This is a genomic window from Chitinophaga arvensicola (assembly GCF_900110835.1).
In the GTDB taxonomy this organism is placed as follows: domain Bacteria; phylum Bacteroidota; class Bacteroidia; order Chitinophagales; family Chitinophagaceae; genus Chitinophaga; species Chitinophaga arvensicola.
Genome location: NZ_FOJG01000001.1, coordinates 2,980,124 through 2,999,876, shown reverse-complemented (window position 1 = coordinate 2,999,876; position 19,753 = coordinate 2,980,124). Strand labels below are relative to the sequence as shown.

Genomic DNA, 19,753 nt, shown 5'->3' with positions numbered 1-19,753 from the left:
CGTTTAGAAAGTGATATCAAGACCTACCATGTAAGTAGTCATTTGTGGCAATGTGCGGTTGGCGTACTGGCTGGCAGCGGTATATGCTTCCGGGTCAATCCCCGCCTCATTCCGGTACCAGCTGAACGGATTACGCAGCTGTAAACTCAGTTTGGCAGCGGTCAGCTTTTTGGTAGGGAACAGCTTTTCCGGCAAACTGTAGGCAAGAGAAATATCTCTTACTTTAATGTAGTCCGCTTTCAATGTGTTCTTATCGGAAGCATACCAGATCAGCGTATAATAGCTGCCGCCGTTGGCTTTCAGGTCCGGTGCGGGCATGGTGCCAGGCTTCAATTCATCGCCTGGTTTACGCCAGAAATTAGCCGCCCGTTTATCCAGGTTAGTGCTAAGCAACCCGTAACTAAGCGCAGGCACTACATCCCGGAGTACGTTGCCTCCGTTGGCAATCAGCATTACGCTCAGTGTCAGTTGTTTCCAGGTAAAAGTGTTGGTGAGTCCTGCAGTATAGGTAGGTGTTAAGGTACCACCGTATACCAGGCCGTTGATGTCCGTCATATTGGCCACGATCTCTCCGCTCTGGTCATAATTCTTTACTACTTTTCCTGCCGCATCATACACCAGCACAGATCCGTTGGTGGGATCCAGACCTGCTGATCTGAAATTGAATACCGCATTCATCGGATAACCTACGCGGTTTACCCCCCAACCCGCAGTGAGGCCATATATGTTCTCCGTTCTCGTGTTGATCTCCGTCATCCGGTTTTTATTATGACTGACTACCAGGGAAGTGTTCCAGCTGAAATGTCGCTGTTTGATATTCACGGTATTGAGCGCCAATTCAATTCCTTTGTTGGTTAAACTACCATAGTTGATCAATGCACTGGGAAAGGCATTGGTAGGATCAATGGCTTTTTCTCCGAGCAGGTCGCTGCTCTTACGTACATAATAATCCAGTGATCCCGACACCCTGTTGTTCAGCAGGGCGAAGTCGATACCGATATTGACCGTCGCCGTTTTTTCCCAACGCAATGATTTGTTGGGCGGATAAATAATATCTGTAGCAGTAGCTCCTGCTTCCGAAAAGAAAGAAGAGCTGGCCTGCAGGTAGGGACCTACTTTTTTAGCGACGTTGCCACTGAGTCCATAAGTGGAGCGGATCCCCAGGTTGTTCAACCAGCTGATATCTTTCATAAAATCTTCTTCCGATATTCTCCAGCTGGCGCCTACAGACCACAGTGGCAGGTAGCGGTAACGGGGATCGGTGCCAAACAGGTTGGAGTTATCTATCCGTACGCTTCCGGTGAGGTTGTATTTATCGTTGTAGGTGTAACCGGCGTTGCCATAGGCAGAAATGTAGCGGTCTTCCCCATACCGGAAATTATTATCGTTATTATACTTCCAGTAGATAGTACCGTTAATGGATTCCGTGCCTTTCAGGTTTCCCAGCGCGATTTCATTCACTGGCAGATACTGCAGGTTGTTATCGTTGTAACCCATTTTAAATACATTGGTAGATGAGGCCGTCACCGCTCTTCTTTCTACGCCTGCCAATGCCGAGATATGATGCCTGGAACGGATATGCTGATCAAAATTCAGCTGGGCACGGGCGGTATAGGATTTATTATCACCACGGCCTTCATATACCTGTCCGCCATCGGGTACATTTTTTATCACATCTCCATTGATGATCTGGGTAGCATCGTTGATCAGGCTTTTGGCATAATAGGAATCGGGAGAGAAATAGGTTTTGGAATAGCTGCTTCCTCTTTCTGTCTGGTACTTCAGGTCCAGGCTCAGGCCATTCATTATTTTCACGGTAAAGCCGCCCTGTAAGCGGAACTGGTTCGACCAGTAACGGGTATCCGACTTTCCGGCTTCGCTCAACGGGTTAAATGTTTCATCGTATAATCCCAGGTTTTTTAAGCGCTCAATTTCGTAGGGTGATTTCAGCTTCGACCAACCAGCCAGGCTACCATCGGCATTTTTCAGTACTTCGTAGGGCATATTGCGGTAAAAGCCTTCCGGTGTTTCACGGGGATATTTTCCGTTACGGAAATTGGTATAAGCGCCCACTTCTGCATCGAGCCATTTAAATACTTTCACCTTATCTTTTATACCCACGTTGATATCTTCATTCTTGCTCTGCGTTGAGTATGGACGTGTACCGGTATAATTCATGATCATGTTATACTGATGAATCTCGTTGCCACCGCTGGCGGAGAAGCTCTCCCGATGTTGCAGCTGGTTGCGCATCAGCATTTTTTCAATCTGGCGCTGTCCGTCGCCCTGGCGCAGGGTATTCAGTGTATTATCCAGTGTGGATTTGTCGATGAGGTTTTGCTCATAGTTATACAGCGCTTCCAGTGCTTTGGGCTGAGCGGCGCGCCTGATGGCATCATTGTAAGAGGGATGCCATTTATTAAACAGTTCCTGTTGCAGGTCTACCATTTCTCCGGAGTTCATCAGGTTCATATAACCGGCATCCGGGATGGGTGTCATAAAAGCAGTACTGGTAAAATTGATCACCGGTTTGCGGCTGCTACCATAGCGGGTGGTAATGGAAATAACGCCATTAGCGGCCCTGGTACCGTAGATAGATGCCGCAGCAGCATCTTTCATGACCGTTACGTTGATGACATCCGAAGGATTGATCAGCGACAGGTCTCCTTCATAAGGGAATCCGTCTACCACATACAATGGATCCTGGTTGCCATAAAGCGTAGATACGCCACGGATGCTCACGGAACCGTTCTGCATAAAAAGCCCGGGGATAGTACCTTCCAGGCGATCCAGCAGGTTTGTTTCCATCCTGGCGCTTAATGTTTTTTCGGTAACGATGCCAAAGGAGCCTGTAGCCCGTTCTTTGGGTATAGATTGATAACCGGTATTGGCAGTTACATTTAATTCAGTCAGATTAGCCGTGGCCACCGACAGGGTAATGTTACCTGCATTCCCGGTTTTTTGTATCACCGGTGTGATCACGAGTTCCTTTGTTCTGAACCCGATAAAGCTGATGCGAAGTACATTTCCGACCAATACAGGGATGGTAAAATTCCCGTCGGCATTGGTAATGGCAGATTGATTACTCCCCATTACCTGTATGGTAGCGCCAATCAGCGGTACGCCCAGGCTATCGGTTACATGTCCGGTTACCGGTGTTTCTTTATCCGGTATTATTTCGGCGATGAAAGCCGGCGCTTCCGATTTGCTGAACAGCATAATCGTATTGCCGGCAATCTTATAACTAATGGGCTGGTCTTTCATGACCAGGTCGAGAAAGCTGGTCAGCGGCATATCCGCTACGGATAGCGATACAGCCCCGGCCTGTTGCAGGAGCGCCGACTTTCCCCATACCACGTAACCGGTTTGTTTTTTAATAACGGTAAACAGTTGTTCCAGCGGAACCGCTCTGCCTGAAAAGGTAACGGATTGCGAAAAGGTGCTGGCTGATACATGTAAGCAAATGGCGAGAAGAAGAACACTTGTCAATCTCATAATCCGGAGCATTTTGGTTGGGAGCCGGCACGGCAAGTCCCAACGGCTCCAATAAGCAGTTTTTTGCATAGATTTGCAACGTTTGGTTGTTAAAAATGGAGGTCGCGAAACCCTGTTTTGAATCAACCCGGCAACCCTTTGATTACTCAAAGGCAACCGGAAGTGTTAGTCGCACTCCCGGTTTTTTTTTGCCGGTTGACCAGTTTTTATTTCATGTTGGTATAATGTTTAACATTCATTACTCAAGGCATTACTACCAGCCGCCGCCCGGCTTCCAGGCGGAAATGCACATCCGATCTTTCCAATCCGGTCAGTATATCCGCAAGTTTGAGCGAGCGGCTCATCTCTCCAAAAAACTTTACATCCGGCACATTTCCTTCATACACTACTTCCAGGTTATACCAGCGTTCGAGCTGCCGCATCATTTCCCGCAGCCCTACTCCTTCAAAATTGAAAAGCCCATTCTTCCAGGCGATGGCTTTCTCCACGGCGGCGCCGGAAATCATCTCCATACTTTCTGCCGTGGCCTGTACCTGCTGACCAGGTTTCAACACCAGCGTACGACCGCTTTCGTTGGTCAGGGATACCCGAACGGCCCCTTCTATCAGTGTAGTAGCAATGTGCCGTTCATTCGTATAGGCGTTTACATTAAAGCTGGTGCCCAGTACTTCCACCGACAACTGCTGCCGCACCTTTACTTTAAACGGCTGTGCCGCACGGGGCGCTACTTCAAAAAAGGCTTCACCATTAAGCTGTACCTCCCTTTCCTTTCCGTTGAAAGCCACCGGGAATTGCAGCGCACTGCCTGCATTCAGCCATACCTTTGTACCATCCGGCAGTATCACCTCGAACTGCCGCCCTTTTGGCGTGGTGATGGTATTATATTCGGTGGCATTGTTGGTGGCACCACCGGGACTATATTGCAGTGTACTGCTTTGTAATACAATGCTGGTACCGTTCTGACGGGAAACAACGCCGTTACCCAGACTATCCAGCACCAGTTGTGAGCCGTCGGCCAACGTCAGAATTGCTCCATTCTTACCGGGATCAACATCCAGCTGTGGGCTATTTATCGCCATTACAGCCGGTTTGGACTGATGATAAGATCGAAACAACCAGGTACCTGCGCCCAGCAATAACACAATTGCTGCGGCCCATCCCCACCTGTGCAGGATATGAACACGGCCTGCTGACTTTGTAACAGGCTCCGGGAATAACTTATCCGATCCCAGGATATCATCTGCCACTTTCCTCCAGCGTGCTGCATCATATACCGGCAACTGCTGCGTATGTTGAGCCTCCAGCCAGGCATCTACCTCGTCGATGGAGCCGCTGGTTGTGTCGTTGTCCACCAATCCGATCAATTCGTCCAGTTCCTCTTCCGTGGCAGTATGCGCGGTCAGGCGTTCCATTAAATATTGTAGTCGCGTGCTATGTTCCATGCTGGTTATTACAGGTAAACGAAGACAGTTTATATCCCCTTATCTGTTATCAGACAAATGAGCAGGAAGATGGTACCGAAAAAAGATCATCTTTTTTTCCGGTCAGAGAAGAATATCCATTAACAGGACCAGCAATAGCGGATAGCCGGCCTTTTGAAGGGAAGCCCTGATATTTTTCAATGCCATCACCTGCAGGTTCTTCACCGTACTAACGGCAAGCCCCATATGTATGGCAATTTCAGCCATACTCCATCCCTGCTCACGGCTCAGGCGGTAAATCTGTTGTTGCTTTTCGGGAAGTTGCTGTACAGCATTATTTACAAAGCCCAGCAACTGGTGAAACTCTATCATTTCCGCTACCGGCACACCGGTAATGGTTGTTTCCTTCTCATACCCGATGGTATCCATTACTTTTTCCCGGATCTGCTGCCGGCGCACATAATTGACTGCCAGAAAAAAACAGATCTTCTTCACCCAGGCGCCTGGATGTGTTACTTCCGTGAGTTGATCACGGGTTACCCATATTTTGAGAAAGGTATCCTGTACGAGGTCATCTGCCACCGCCACAGATCCCGTGATACGCGCTGCCATGGCCTGCAAACGCGGTGTATACTGTTCTACCAGGCTCCTGAATGCAGCTTCATCTCCGGCTGCTATCCGCTTATAAAGGTCAGGAGCTTCAAAAGAGTGACCGTCGTCCAATTAAAAAAGATTAATAATGATGTTGATAAACGCTGGCTAAAGATGTGCTCATAAAAAACAGGCATGACATTCCTGTAATGGTTACTTACTATTCGCTTAAAATTGATTGCTGCTTACTAACAAATGATACGGCAAGTTATAATAATAATGCAAAATTCCATAATGATATCAGGAATGCAAAAAACAGGAAAGCCGGAGATGCTTTCCTGTGAGGGTGTTCATAAAAAAACTGTCGGTTAGTTTCCCCAACGGCCCTTTATCGTATTTTCTTCCATCTGCGTCAATCCTCCCTGGGAGCGTTCGCGGAATAATTCACCTGCAATAGCATATCGCTGTGCCTTGGCCGGATTGGCACAGCATTGCTCCACAATACAATCGGCCAGGCTGGTGGCCATAGACAGGCGAGGATACATGGCAAAAATTTCAGCGGCCTGTGCATCTGTAATAAAATCCGCCAGCGGGCCACCGAAATCAATCACCACACCCATTCTTGTCAGCAAAGGAACCACTCCCCTTCTCTCCGCAATACCAGCGCAGGCATGCAGTGCAATCGCCTGCCATACAATATCTGCTTCCGCTGTGGTAAAGGAGGTTCCCGAAAGGAATTGCACTGCCAGGTCTGCTCCTTCTACTTCAAATCGCTGGGGACCATTGCCGATAGTGGTCAGGCCCATATCGTGAAACAGGCAGGAAATAAACAGCAGTTGTTCATGAAAGTCGACCCCGGGCTGTAGTCCTTTATGCGCCGCATATAAACGGGCAAAAATAAAACTGCGGACGCTGTGATTATATACCGATGTTGTTTCATGTGTTTGTACAAACCGGAGCGCAGCTACAGCAACTTTGTCGCCGGGTAAGCACAGGAAGTCTGCCAGCCCCGTACCGGGCTGCATGCTGGGAGAGGGATGCATAATTATTCTATTTTATGAAGTGAGGAATAAGCGTTGCTGAATATGTTTTGCAGGAAATTATGAAGCAGGTATATCTCCTGTGAAGTCCCTTGCAATGGAAGTCCGGAACGTCCGCCGGTAGTCGCCGGGTGTGAGATGCAGGTGCCTGTCAAAAATACGGCGCATGGATACCACGCTGCCCAGGCCACATCTCTCTGCAATAGTTTCCAGGGAAAGGGAGCTGTCTTCCAGGTATTTCCTGGCCACTTCTACTCTCAGCTTCTCTACAAATTTTGCCGGGGATATGCCTGTTTCCTTTGTAAACGCGCGACTGAAATTGCGTGTACTCATATTCATCTGTGCGGCCAGGTCTGATACGCCAATGGATGCGGAGAGGTGTTCCATGATCCAGGTACGGAGTTGCCCGGAAATGGCATTGCCGATGGCATAACCCGGCAGCAAGGCGCTGAAGGATGCCTGTGAACCGGGCCTTTTCAGGTAAAGCACCAGTTTGCGCGACACCTGTGCGGCGAGGTCTTTTCCATGATCTTCTTCCACCAGTGCCAGCGCCAGATCCATCCCGGAAGTGACGCCGCCGGACGTGTAGCGGTTATCATCTTTTATAAAAAAAGGATTAGGGTCTACCTTCACTTCCGGGAAACATGCCTGGAGCTGTCCGCAATACTCCCAGTGGGTGGTGGCCCGTTTTCCGTTTAGCAGGCCTGCTTTTGCCAGCGCGAAAGTGCCTACACAGACAGCGCCGATTCTACGTATCTCTTTCGCCTTTACTCCCAGCCATTGATAAAACGCCGTGTAATCTTCCAGTTCTTCCTGGTCACTGTTGTATCCTGCTATCAGCAAGGTATCTACCGGGCGGCGGATATCCAGCACCGAGGTGGCGCACATCAGTTGCAGACCTGCGCTGGAAGGAAGTTGTGTGATATGCCCGGGAGCTGCCACACATACTTCATAGCCGCCAACAGGCTGCGGACTTTTCGCCAGTATTTTGCCTGCCGTCACAAATACATCTGCGGGGCCTGCAATGTCCAGCAGCACATTGCCGGACATCACCACAATTACAACCAGCTTTGGTGCAGGGAGTGGAATACTTTTCATACTGCAATGATAGGGGAATTAGCGGTTGTCTCAAATGCCATAAATAATACCGTTCAGGCCAAACAAATGTCCCTATCTTTAGGAGCGTAAGTAATAACGCATGCCTGCAAATGAATACGATCCTGCACTGGACGACCTGTTCCGGTTAATTGGTCAATATATCACGCTGTCTGCCGATAGCAGAGCCGCTTTTGCCTCCATTGCGGAAAAAAGGGAATACCCCAAAGGTGTTTGCCTGGTGAGCGCAGGGAGTTGCTGCAAACACCTGTTTTTTATTCAGGAGGGACTAACCCGCACGTTTTATATAAAGGACGGAAAAGAGGTCACCGACTGGATCAGCCCGGAGCAGTCGCTGGCCGTATCTATTGTGAGTTTTATTACGGGATTACCGGATATCCGCAGCATTGAAACGCTGGAGCACTCCATCGTATGGGCTATCGGACGCGATGACCTGGAACAGCTTTACCGGAAAAATCACGAAATAGAACGCTTTGGCAGATTAATGGTAAGTGCCGGTGCGGTACAGATGCAGCAACGCTTCGATGATCTTCATTTTGCCTCGGCCCGCGAACGGTATTCAAAGCTGATGCAGCAATCACCCACACTGTTGCAACGGGTGCCACTGGGCATGATCGCTTCCTACCTGGGGATTACGCAGGAAACACTCAGCCGCATCCGGGCAGATTACACTATTTGATAAATGTCAAAGGAAGCCGGTGGCACGCAGCTGATCTTTGTGGTATAAAATCACCCAGATCATGAACACGCTTTTATGGACATTGCAAGGCTTTCTCGCCATCGTATTCATTTATTCCGGCATCATGAAAGCCACCCAACAGAGAGACCGGTTAGTCAGCCTGGGACAAACAGGTGTTGCCAACCTCTCCTACCCCGTTATCCGTTCTATCGGCCTGGCAGAAATAGCAGGTGCTGTTGGTATTATTCTTCCCAGGCTTACCGGTATTGTGCCGCAGCTTACGCCGCTGGCGGCAGGTTGCTTCGCGCTTATTATGGTGATGGCGATACCAATTCACTACAGGCGCGCTGAATTTAAGTCAGTGGCTTTTAATGTTGTTTTATTGCTGATGGCAGGAATGGTAGCGTATATGCGTTAAGGTATTTTACAGACCAGCAGGCTTGCTTTCAGTAAAGATTCCCATAGTGGAAGCGGATGGCCCTGTTCATCTTTGATGGTATACAGTTTAATTTTCACAAGGCCGGATTCCAACAGAGCTGTTACCAGCTCTGTTTCCAGTTGTTTTCTGAAAGCGGAAAAATCTGCCACTTCCTGGTCGGCCTGATGATACCAGTTCCTTTCGTCTATATACTTTTCCACGCTCAGCTCCACGGTCTCTATCTCCAGTTCCCGTTGCAACAGCGACCTGTTTCCGGGTACCTGTTGAATGGATTCCAGTTCGCGGATATAGGTGTGCTGCCGTTGATACAGTATTATCAATATGACCAAGGCAATAAATAAAGTACAGGGCAATAAGATCATCACGGGATATATGATTTCAACAGCAATCTCTCCAGGAAAAATATAAGGGCAGGGTCGCCCTTATATTTTAAAAATCAGTGCGGATAGTTTTGGTTACCGGCACCTTCAGGCACACATTGTCAATGGTTACCGTCAGTAATGCATCGAAAGGCTGGTATGCAGTAATCCTACCCTGTTTCAAACTACCATCCGGCAATTCGCATCTCACCGCGCTACCTTTGTAATAGTAGAATAACAGATCAAGATATTCCAGCTCTGCTTTCATCTCTGCATTTTTGTAAGTGAATAAGGGATAGGAAGATGTTTGAAATACCCGTTTATCAATATCATTTTTTATATAGGGGTCATCAAAAATAGTAGGTAAACTGTTACGTTCCGCAATTTTCCGGATAGACATTTCTTTTCCTTCCTTTACTCTTTCCCAGTATTTCTTATCTTTTTCGCTGCGGTAAATGCGATGTCGTATATCTGCCTGTACCCATTCTACCTGCAGTACAACAAAAAAATCATAAATTGACAACTCACGTGTCTTCTCACGTTTTAATTCCAATGTTTCCATTAATAAAGGCTATAGGATTATATAAATTCGATCTGCACAACAAATAGGATTAATAGTGATTACATTCACCCGATATGTATCTGGCGTATAGCAGTTATCAAACAACATGAAGATTCATCACGGTATGTGTTTCCGGGGTCTTGAACAAACTCGTAGTAATAAATGAATACAGTAATTGGTAACAGCGGTGTACTTAATAAAATACCTGGGATATGGAATCAACAAACTACACTAAAACATCATTTAATTTTTTAAAGGGTCACAGGAACTATTTAATTCAGAACTTTTGGATTAACAATGATTGTTATAACAAATTTAAGCAAACTCGTGGAGAATAAAAACAATTATCCGGGGTCATGGATAAAAAAAATCCTTCTTTAATCCGTTTAAATTACATTTCCCGCACTACGCGGAACAGCGTCTAAAAATCAGCCACAGCAGGCAATTACAGCGTAGTAAATCATTTTTACCCTGTGCCGACAGGCATTGCAGTATCGCGATAAAAACATCCCCCCCGAAGATTCAGGGGGATGAATATCACCCTCATCAGCACCATCTGGTATTAGTACATTTTTTTGTAGTAATACAACGCGTAGTACGGTGGTAAATTCTCGTGTGGCATATCACCACCAGCTTTGTTCATGGCAGCGTCAAAAGGTCCCCAGGTGTGGTCGTAGTTGGAGTTGGCAACAGCGTAGGTAGATACAGCATCCAGCAACTTGTCGCCCGCCTTGGCAAAACTATGTGAGTGGGAAGGCATCTGCTCTATTGTCAGTTGCACACTGGCTGCCCCACCTTTATCACCTTTCCGGTAAGTATACCCTGCGCCTACAATAAAGCGATCGCGGAGATCCGGCGTGTTGTCGTTACCGTTGCACAGGTGGCTGCCGAAATAACCTTTTACCTTTCCCCAACCGTTGGTATCAAACAGGTCTGTAATCACGCCATCAGTCATACTGATCTGAAATGGTGAGCTGAGTTCGTAGTTGGCCGACAAACACCAGTTGGTACCTGTAAATTTGCAGTGAAAAATGATCCCCCCATCATGGTTCAGCATATGCCATATATCTCCCTGTTCGATTTTTTTCAGTATATCGGGGCTGCCACCGGCATAGTTGCGCACGATATAGACATTCTTGCCCGAAAGTCCGAAGGAAGCACAATCGAAATGAATACGAAACTCATTCCCTTCTACGGCGTCTTCATTACTCAGACTGATATACACATCGTCTGAAAGTGTTACGTTGCCATTGATATACTGGTAGTTCTTATCCTTTCCTACTCTCAGCTGTAAAATCTGGGTATTGGCAAAACTGCTGATGGCGCTCACGCCGATCATATCTCCTTTATCAACTTTTGTTGCAAACCTGCTATAGGCAAACGGGGCACAACGTACCGGGATAAATCCCGTTGCTGCATCGGAGTTATAGGGCTGCAGATGCCGGCTTTCGATAGATTTTAAAATTCCGTTGTTTGTAAAGGAATCTTCGGTAAAATAACCGGCAGCGGTATCTGCGGGGATAGGGGTATATTCCGTGTATGCCTGTTGCGATTTATAGCGATAAGAAATATTGTAGGAAGATACCGGGTCTTTATAAGCCTCCACCTCACAGATACCATACAGGGTATTTACCGGAAAGGAATATTCCACTGCCACGTTACCCATATTGTCTTTAGGTTCCGGTGTACATTTAATCTGCACCATATCACAATCGGGTACTACAAGTACATAAGCCGGGTTAATAAAGGTGGTACCGCCATCCAGCGACACATCGTTGATGTCCAGTACATCCAGTTGCAGATTGATGGCCAGGCCTTGTTTTACCGAAGAAGTAATTCTGCGGTAGTTGCCATTGGGAAAATATGCGCGCCATCCGTTGAAATCACCATTGGTAAAATCATCGGTGCTCTTGAATTTTCCGCCTATAGCACCGCCCAGCAGGGTTAAGGTATTGAAGGAGGAATCTACAGACCAGTTCTGGGATCTCATACCCCAGGCAATCTGCACCTGGTTTTTATTCGCGGGACTGAAAGGGTTCTGCCATTTCACTGCTTCCACACCTATCAGCGGATTATCGGCGGCAGCAATAGCCACTGCATTGTATTCTGCCTGTGTTACCCAGGTTTCCAGCCGTTTATCCTGGATAATAATATTACTGCCTTCTACCCGGAGCCGCGCAATAAAAAACTCTTTTCCTACGCTGTACTGACCTGGTATCATGTTATTGTCTGTTTCCTTTTCCAGGGAATAGGTACAGGCGTCATACACAAAAGGGAATTTATTGGCATTCGGCACTGCTGCACCAGGTGTAAAAGTACCTACTACGCGGTATTTCAGATTTTCCTCCACCATAAACTGTGCAATGCCGGAAGTAGTGGAAGCCGGGTGGGAAATCTTTGCATGAAAGTCATCCACCACTTCTATCACATCATACTCCTGTTTATTAAAACGGGAACCTGGAAATGAAATCCGGGATGGAAAATTCGGTAAGCCCCTTAAGGTATTTGTAAATGCAGTACCGGTACCTACCAGGTCGCCGTTGATGGAAAGCGTTACATCGCCGGGTTCTTCGCTTGCTGCATGGTACGTGATTTTCATCCAGTACCAGTTGCCATCTGCCGGCACCGGGATACCATTGGTTTCAGGCAGATACAGGAAGTTACCATCTGCGTCGATCCCTTTCGCTTCGCGGATCTTGACGGTTTTCTGACCGATAGTGGTGTCGAGATCCCTTTCTACCCTTGCATTCAGGAACTGGGGGTCCAACCGTTCATTTTTTATTAATCCGAACGAAAGGGAGTTCTCTAGTATATTCTTTCTAAATCCCTGTTCATCTAAAAAGTCTGCGAATCTGTTGAGTTCTATGGCTTCCAAAAATAAATCAGGGCAAAATTTAAATCTTGACATTTACAAGCTTAAAATTAATCATCCGTCAATCTTTATATCAATCTGTATCCCATACCCGGCAAAAGGGTGTATACGCTGCTGCGGTCACTGACCATTTGTTGTCCGGCCGGTAATGTCAGATCATATACGGTTTGCAACAGGGTGCCTCCAATCAGCACACTATCGAGGTTTTCCACGGTGGTATAGGTATCAGTAACCTCTACCTGCCCGGTTTTGAGGTTGGTGGTTTCCACGCGGTAATTAAGCAGCAGGGAAGCAGCAACCGGCTCTTGTCCGTCTGCATCTTTATAGAAGCTGGCTTTTATGTCGGCTTTCTGTACTTTCTTTTTGCCAAACGGTACAAGGGCCTGTTCTGTTGTCACGGTGTTGGTAGTGGTCATCCGCACAAATACACTGGTGTCTGCACCAGTGTTGCATGGAGCTGCCACGAGGCTGAGTGCCAATCCTTTGGAACCCGCGCCTATTGTTACTTCCGGGAAAATATACAATCCTTCTCCATGGAATGGCTGGCAGACGGTAGTATCGTCAAATTCGGCTTTTACAGCGCCGGGGCTACCACTGATGGTTACGTACATTTTGTACTTGCCCATTACCGGGTTCTTTAACACCGGGCCATCTGCGGCGGTAACAGCAGTTGTCAACAAGTCTGTCTGCAGTTCTGATGCAATCAGTTGGATCTGCGTAACAGCTGCGTTGGTTAGCCCGGATTCCACCAGGGCTACCAAAGTGCCGGCGGTATCTTCGGAAACGGCATTCACCGTCACTGTTACTTCCGATTGTCCGATAGCGCCCCTGTTATCTGTTACGGTAAGCTGGAATTTGTAGATGCCTTTAACGAGGCCTGATAATTCGGGTGCAGCAATGTTCGGATCACTCAGGTGGTAAGGCAATGGCCCCATAATTTTATCCCAGTGATAATTCACTACCTGGCCATCGCTGTCAGTTCCACTACCATTCAGCAACAGTTTGAGATCATCCGTCAGCAGCACCTCCTGATCGGCGCCTGCATTGGCTACGGGTGGTTCGTTGCTTACAGTGGAACCTGGTAAATCGGTAACGATGAGTTCCAGCAGGTTCACGCCACCTGTAGCCGTTCTGCCAACATGCAGGCGGCTCAGCGTTTTACCGGTGTTATTATCCAGTGTGATATTTCCAACCAGTTTTCTTTCAGTGGCATCAGTAAAATAAGCATCCATATTTACCGAAAACTTTTTGGAAAAATTACCACTGATAAAATTGAGATCAATCCAATCGGTTATCTGTTGCACCGGCCTGGCCACCAGATCTGTCACTTCCCCTGGCAGCAGCAGGCATTTTGCTTTGTAAATGCTGCTGCTTTTATCCCAGGCCGCTACTTCGAGTGAGAGGAAATTCAGGAACTGACTTCCTTTATTGCTGATGCGGATGATCCATTCGTTTTTCACATTACTGGCAGAAGGCGTCAGCGGGCAAATAACCGGATCATATGCGGGTGCCACATAGTCGGGGTCCAGTGGTTTATTGCGTTTAATATTACCCGTAGGCAGTCCTGTTCCTATAATATATTCTTCCAGGTTTCCGTACCTGACAAATCCTGTATTTTGTGCCATTAGAGTATTTGTAGGGTGGCTTGTTTTGTCGATCTGTTATACCGGAACATAGCGGCATCTTCTGAGGAGTTATAACGCGGATAGGTACCCATTTTTGTTCCATTAGCTGACAGGGTGATGTCCTGTACCAATGTGCCACCAGTATTCTGAAACTCCCCGTTATTATCCATCATTGTTCCACCCAGGTAGGTTCTGACCCGCATATCGAAATCGCCCATCCGGCAGATCTCCCACATGGTTCTGATACCGATATCAGTAGTAGCAGCCGTTGTTTCCAGCATGGCAATTGACTTGAAGTTGAGCAGTAATCTTTCCCTGCCGTACATATCCTTTCTCCAGGAGTAATACGCATCCTGAGGCGGGGAATTGTAAGGAAAATCCGAATAGGAAGGGGTAACGCCTGCCCAGCGTGTATCCAGCTGTGTACCGGTTTTTATACCGCCTGCGAATGTTTGCAGGTTGACGCCATCATAATCCTGGAAACCAAATGTGAGAACGCAATAATCGAATGCCTGTAACTGCGTAACTACAATCGGGCAGGACACATCGTCATATACCGGAGGAAACCAGGTACCTGATCCTTCCCATTGCAGGTTGGGTTCTACAAAACCATCCGGTATATTCGCGAGCAGCCGCCTGCGGTTCCGCCACCCCTTGTAGCCGGTATTATTACTGTCTGCTTCGCTTGTTTTCACACAATACGGATCTAAGGGCTCCCATGAATAGGGAATAGGGCAATAGCCCGGACTATCTACCGGAGGCACATAATCTAAATCGCCCGGATCATTGGGCTTACGCAGACCGGTAGGCAGACCAGTTGCCTGGTCTATTTGCCGGAGCCACTGATAAACAAGTTTTCCTGTGTTGATAAGCATCAAAAATCTTTCAAAAAATTATCTCTGCAATCTTTTATCGCTTCTATATACCGCGAGGCCGACACAACGGGAGATACACGGTATCTGTCTATGTCCTCAAACGGTTCTTTGTCCGTATAGTTTCTTTTATTAAACAGCCGGTCGTCGAGATGATGATATAAATGCACATTTCTGCGCGGTCCTTTACCGTACTCGAAATCAAGCTCCCGGCTTATCTCCGTCTGGAATCCTTTATCCCACAGGTTCCATATCCACGACCTCATTTCGCAGATCCACCGGTCTTCCCGTGGATCCAGGTAACGGCACATGTGTTCGAAGAGTTTCATACTATCTTCTTCCACCTTATACCAGAAATCTGCATCCACTCCCTTTCCTATGGCATGGAAGCCGCCGGGTGTGGCAGTGTTAGGCTTTAAACCGATCACGTGCTCATACTTACCGGATTCAATATACCTGCCGGCATCACTCCAGTACCAGGTGCCCGGCGCGGGGTGCATATCCGGCAGGCCGGTGAGCAGCATATCCTGTTCTGTAAAAAAGAAACACTGCTCTTTATTCTCCGGGTATTCCTCCCAGAAACGCCCAAACAGGTAAGGCTTACAGGAAGGACGGTAAAATCTGTTCTTAGTGTCTTCATAATAGAAACAGGTGGCATACTTTTCAAATTTCCTGAAGTCGGCATGTGGCTGCTTATTTACTGCTGCCAATAAAATGATGTCTTCCGGAGAAACTCCCAGTTTTACTACAGACGACAGGAAAACTTTGAGCTGCCATCTGTATAAAGCGGTATCTTCCTGAGCCAGTATTATTTTATACTGCATACTACTGTTTTGATATTCTGACAATAAAATCCCGGCCGCCAAGCGCGTTCGGATCCAGGGTTGTACTATATGGCCCAGGCGCAATGATGGAGGAGATTGTTCTCTGCTCAAAATGGCCGGGTCCTTCCCAGTTATCCGGATCATCCGGTATCCATTCCGGCTCACTGGCAATAAACTCCAGCTTCAGATTATAATCATTCGAGTTCTGCCCGTCTACGTGGATAGGATCGCTCCAGAATACAAAGTCGATGTAGGCAAACTGACTGGCAGCTGTTAAACTGGCTGTTGCAGGACCATGATATCCCTGTATGGAGAAATCGAAACCGGCATTGCCGAAACCGGCTGCCGACTCTACTGCCAGCACATTGGTGCTGCTATAGAAACCTTTTTCGTTTCCTGTGACATTGATCAGGATATTGCCTGACAGTGACTCTATATGCCATCCATCCGGATTATACCCGGTAACCGGATCATCGTTTTGCGGATCCGCGTAGTTACTGTTGATGGTTTTTGCATACATCAGTTTATCATTTTGAAAAATGAACACATCGACCACAACCCGTTTTTCGGAAGAGGAGCTTAAACTTTGCCCTGCGCTGGGTGCTATAATCTGGATAGCATGATCATCGCCCTGCACCGTGAAATCTGTATGTGCTCCGGGCACTACTGTTCCCGTTCTTCCTGATGCTGTATATACAGCGAAAAGGATATCCGTGAGAATCGGGTCTGCACAAAGATTGTTGATCTCAAAATGTGTTGTTATCTGCGGGGGCGCCGGGCAACTCTCCAGATCCTCTACCGGCGCCACATAATCCGGATCAGAAGGGTTATTGGGCTTTACCACACCGGTGGGCAAACCTGTTGCCGTTGAGTATTGCACCAAAAGTGCATAGTGTTTCTTTCCGGTATTAGGCATAGTTAATTAATTTTTCGGATTCGGTCCACCCTCGCGGGTTTCACAATAAGCAGTCTCTATTTCCGGTTCCCATACCAGATCCTTCAGTTCGCAGGAAGGACCCACAGGTCTCCAGGCAGTGGTTTCACAGTAAGGCGCTTCCGGCAGCCAGTAAAATGTTTCCGGTGCTTCTTCGAGTTCATTGTAACCGGCATCTCCCACATCAGACAATGCCATCCATGAATTGTACGGAACCAGGTAGCGGGTGATGTAATCTTTCACCTGTTCCATCGCATACGCATGATTGCGGTTGCGCAGCCATACCGAAATAAAGTTGTTTACCTGGATCAGTCCTCTTGAGTAACTGGTTTGCATAGGCAGGATACGCAGCCCCCATAGCTTCCCGGCACCGGACAAACGGATTTCGGGGATCAGGTACACTGCATCTTCATGGAAAATCAGGTCATTTCCCTGTTTTACTTCCGTCGTATCATGTGCAAATGTTTTACGGTTCCTGTTGTAAATAAATAATTTCACCTGCAGATAGCAATCGTCGCGCACCAGCTGTATACCGTCAAAAAAATAATTAGTGTCGGTACCATCCTTATATGACCGGCAACTCAGCGGATTGCCTGTTTTGGAAAACGTGTTTGCCCCAACAGTTAAACGGCTGTCTTTTTCTGTTTTTATGAAAAAAGAAATCTCGTAATCCAGGCGGCTATCCACCTTGATGCGCCAGGCCGGATCGCTGCTATTGATGCCTCCCTGGTTAATTGCCATCACCGACTTTTCCTGATCACGCGCTACCGTCACATTTCCAAAAACAGGATATTTACTGATGTCCCGCACATCAAAATGTGTTTCATAGCTTTTGTTGATATTATCATTCAGGTGAAGGCCTTTATACAGCGGCGAAGCATTACCGATGTTCCAGCCGAAATGCTCCGGTTTATAAAGGTTAAACAACAGTTCGTCTTCATCGTCGCGGTAATTGATGAGGCGTAATAACTCCCCGTCGATGGCAGCACCCAGTTCCGACTTATCGTAGATATGTTTCGTGCCCCTGTAGGCAATGTGCTGATAGAAATGTTCCATCAGCTCATTCATCTCGCTCAGGCTGTTGTGCTCTGATACAGCGAGACCCCGTTGTTCCAGATAATCGGACAGGAGGAAATCTGTTTTATAGAATGCCTGAAATTTCCGGGCATAAATAACGAGATAGGCGACAAAGTGAGCGATTGATTCCCAAAAGCTGATGAAATCGGCGTTGCTTTTTTCCGCATCAAACCGATCCATATAATTGGGGATGATGCCTTTCTCGTATAATTTCTGTAATACATTCATATACCATCTAACCACTTCTATATCATATGCCTGGAAAAACCGGGCAAAAATAGATTGGGCAAATAACGGGGTATCTTTCAAGGCGCCCTGCCCGGAGGGCGTAAAACTAACACCATTTACCTGTAACGGGACATGGCTGTTTGCCTGCCTTTTATAATACTGCAACTCAAACCAAACAATATCATTTCCTGTAAAGTTGAGACCGGACAGCTGTTCCAGGGTCAGGGGAGCAAATTCGGTGTAATCGATACCGTTAACAGAATATCTGAAAAACTTATCAAAGAAATTATGTTCATCTTCTCCTGAGGTATGATCCACAAAGGAAGAAACCCCCAGCAGGGCAACGGCAGGTGCGCATTGAATGAAAATGCTGTTGCCTTCTTCTCTTATTAATGCTGCTTGTATCTCCATCATTATAAATCAAGTATTGTGGACATGTATGCGTGATCAATCATGGCCGGGTAATACACCGGGGATAAGGTACCGCTGAAGTTCCGGATCACCTGTCCTTCGATATTCAGCATCAGGAAACCTCTGAGGCGGGGAAGGGAGAAGTGGTCTATTTTCAGGTCCGTGCGCGGATAAAAATACTGGTCGGGTACGTATTTAACACCACGGGTATTTTTTACAATCTGCAACAGGTTATCCCATTCCACATTCATATTTGCAGTGTCAAAAGAACGGAAGTCGAGGTACCTGGATATTGCTACCTGGATATCTTTCCTGATATCATCCGGATTTACGGAATTGTCGAGTTCCACCCGGAAGGAAACATCGATAGGTGCATAGTCCACATTTTTCAATTCCAGGCCATAGAATTCACTGCCAAACGGTTTATATTCCGTGAGTGAAAAATACAGCGCGCTGTTTTTCATGAGGGAGTCCAGTTCCGTATCTGAGAGCAGGGAGCCATCCTGTGTGGCGATTGCTATGATCACCTTTCCGGAATTGCTGTTACCATAGTGAAATACTTTCAATACTTTGGGATTGATAGCGATGAACACTTGTTCCAGCATAGCGATTGTTCCTCTCGCAAGAATATTGGCACCGTTTTTTATCCGGATACGGAAAAACTCGTCGCTTTCTACATCCCGGCCAAATGAAGCACCTACCTCATTTACGATATTCAGGTGACCACTGGGAGAAGGCGCCAGTCTTGAAATTGTTAAAGGGTCTACATTGGCCGCCTCACCTTTGTCGAGGCTCCGCACTCTGGCATAGGCAAAACCGGTATTTCCAATGGTGAAGTCCTCTTCAAATTCAAACCGGATACCGGAAGAAGAAAAAGGGAAATGAACATGCGCAAAATACGAAGTACCGGGATCGGCGGCCACTCTTACGTAAGTAGTAGACCCCAGTTTCCCCATACGGGGAGACACGCCAAAATTCTTTGCTACCTGGTCTAACTGATCGCTGAATGCCGAGTCGGGAAACAGCTGGCTTAATGCCAGCACTATATCTTTTTCTCCTTTGCCGGTAATTTTGGCGATGCCGGTGGCGATACCGGACAACACGGAGTTATCCGATACCTTGGTCACTTTATCTGTTGAGTTGATCAGTGTTTCCAGGAATAATAATCTTCTTTCAAGGGAAGTTGAGGGCTTTAAATCCAGTGCCAT

General features: G+C 47.2%; 16 protein-coding genes. 2 read left to right on the top strand and 14 right to left on the bottom strand.

Features of this window, described 5'->3' with window-relative positions:
- Window positions 1-3: 3 nt before the first annotated feature.
- The 5 genes from BMW79_RS12480 to BMW79_RS12460 form a co-directional block, all read right to left on the bottom strand.
- Window positions 4-3,495, bottom strand: a complete 3,492-nt coding sequence (locus tag BMW79_RS12480; protein WP_177192142.1) for a SusC/RagA family TonB-linked outer membrane protein — start codon at window positions 3,493-3,495, stop codon at window positions 4-6.
- A gap of 242 nt (window positions 3,496-3,737) precedes the next feature.
- The gene (locus tag BMW79_RS12475) at window positions 3,738-4,937 is read right to left on the bottom strand and encodes a FecR family protein (protein WP_089895153.1); all 1,200 of its coding nucleotides are present in this window, start codon (window positions 4,935-4,937) and stop codon (window positions 3,738-3,740) included.
- 102 nt (window positions 4,938-5,039) lie between these two features.
- Complete coding sequence (locus BMW79_RS12470) at window positions 5,040-5,639, bottom strand: RNA polymerase sigma factor (RefSeq protein ID WP_089895151.1); 600 nt, start codon at window positions 5,637-5,639, stop codon at window positions 5,040-5,042.
- Between the two features lie 236 nt (window positions 5,640-5,875).
- Window positions 5,876-6,550 (bottom strand): HD domain-containing protein, encoded by a 675-nt coding sequence (locus BMW79_RS12465; protein WP_218150307.1) that lies wholly within the window; start codon window positions 6,548-6,550, stop codon window positions 5,876-5,878.
- 57 nt (window positions 6,551-6,607) lie between these two features.
- On the bottom strand, window positions 6,608-7,645 hold the full coding sequence (locus tag BMW79_RS12460) for a GlxA family transcriptional regulator (protein WP_089895148.1): 1,038 nt from the start codon (window positions 7,643-7,645) through the stop codon (window positions 6,608-6,610).
- A gap of 100 nt (window positions 7,646-7,745) precedes the next feature.
- On the opposite strand from BMW79_RS12460, the gene BMW79_RS12455 reads away from it, so the two are divergent.
- Window positions 7,746-8,342: a Crp/Fnr family transcriptional regulator gene (locus tag BMW79_RS12455; RefSeq protein ID WP_089895146.1), complete on the top strand. Its 597-nt coding sequence runs from the start codon at window positions 7,746-7,748 to the stop codon at window positions 8,340-8,342.
- Between the two features lie 61 nt (window positions 8,343-8,403).
- Window positions 8,404-8,760 carry a DoxX family protein gene (locus tag BMW79_RS12450; RefSeq protein WP_089895144.1) on the top strand — a complete coding sequence of 119 codons (357 nt, stop codon included), beginning with the start codon at window positions 8,404-8,406 and terminating at the stop codon, window positions 8,758-8,760.
- Here BMW79_RS12450 and BMW79_RS12445 read toward each other — a convergent pair.
- The 9 genes from BMW79_RS12445 to BMW79_RS12405 form a co-directional block, all read right to left on the bottom strand.
- On the bottom strand, window positions 8,757-9,110 hold the full coding sequence (locus tag BMW79_RS12445; RefSeq protein ID WP_143059141.1) for a hypothetical protein: 354 nt from the start codon (window positions 9,108-9,110) through the stop codon (window positions 8,757-8,759). The genes BMW79_RS12450 and BMW79_RS12445 overlap by 4 nt on opposite strands.
- Window positions 9,111-9,210: 100 nt before the next feature.
- Window positions 9,211-9,702, bottom strand: coding sequence for a hypothetical protein (locus tag BMW79_RS12440; RefSeq protein ID WP_143059140.1), 492 nt, complete (start codon window positions 9,700-9,702; stop codon window positions 9,211-9,213).
- A gap of 562 nt (window positions 9,703-10,264) precedes the next feature.
- The gene (locus BMW79_RS12435; protein WP_089895139.1) at window positions 10,265-12,469 is read right to left on the bottom strand and encodes a hypothetical protein; all 2,205 of its coding nucleotides are present in this window, start codon (window positions 12,467-12,469) and stop codon (window positions 10,265-10,267) included.
- Window positions 12,470-12,642: 173 nt separating this feature from the next.
- Window positions 12,643-14,199, bottom strand: coding sequence for a PKD domain-containing protein (locus BMW79_RS12430; RefSeq protein ID WP_089895137.1), 1,557 nt, complete (start codon window positions 14,197-14,199; stop codon window positions 12,643-12,645).
- Window positions 14,199-15,074, bottom strand: coding sequence for a hypothetical protein (locus tag BMW79_RS12425; protein ID WP_089895135.1), 876 nt, complete (start codon window positions 15,072-15,074; stop codon window positions 14,199-14,201). The genes BMW79_RS12430 and BMW79_RS12425 overlap by 1 nt, the downstream gene beginning before the upstream one ends.
- Entirely contained in the window at window positions 15,074-15,895 is an 822-nt protein-coding gene (locus tag BMW79_RS12420) for a hypothetical protein (protein ID WP_089895133.1), read from the bottom strand. Before BMW79_RS12420 ends, BMW79_RS12425 begins: the two co-directional genes overlap by 1 nt.
- A 1-nt stretch (window position 15,896) precedes the next feature.
- Window positions 15,897-16,811, bottom strand: a complete 915-nt coding sequence (locus BMW79_RS12415; RefSeq protein ID WP_089895131.1) for a hypothetical protein — start codon at window positions 16,809-16,811, stop codon at window positions 15,897-15,899.
- A gap of 6 nt (window positions 16,812-16,817) precedes the next feature.
- Window positions 16,818-18,548 carry a hypothetical protein gene (locus tag BMW79_RS12410; protein WP_089895129.1) on the bottom strand — a complete coding sequence of 577 codons (1,731 nt, stop codon included), beginning with the start codon at window positions 18,546-18,548 and terminating at the stop codon, window positions 16,818-16,820.
- Window positions 18,548-19,753: a baseplate J/gp47 family protein gene (locus BMW79_RS12405; protein WP_089895127.1), complete on the bottom strand. Its 1,206-nt coding sequence runs from the start codon at window positions 19,751-19,753 to the stop codon at window positions 18,548-18,550. Before BMW79_RS12405 ends, BMW79_RS12410 begins: the two co-directional genes overlap by 1 nt.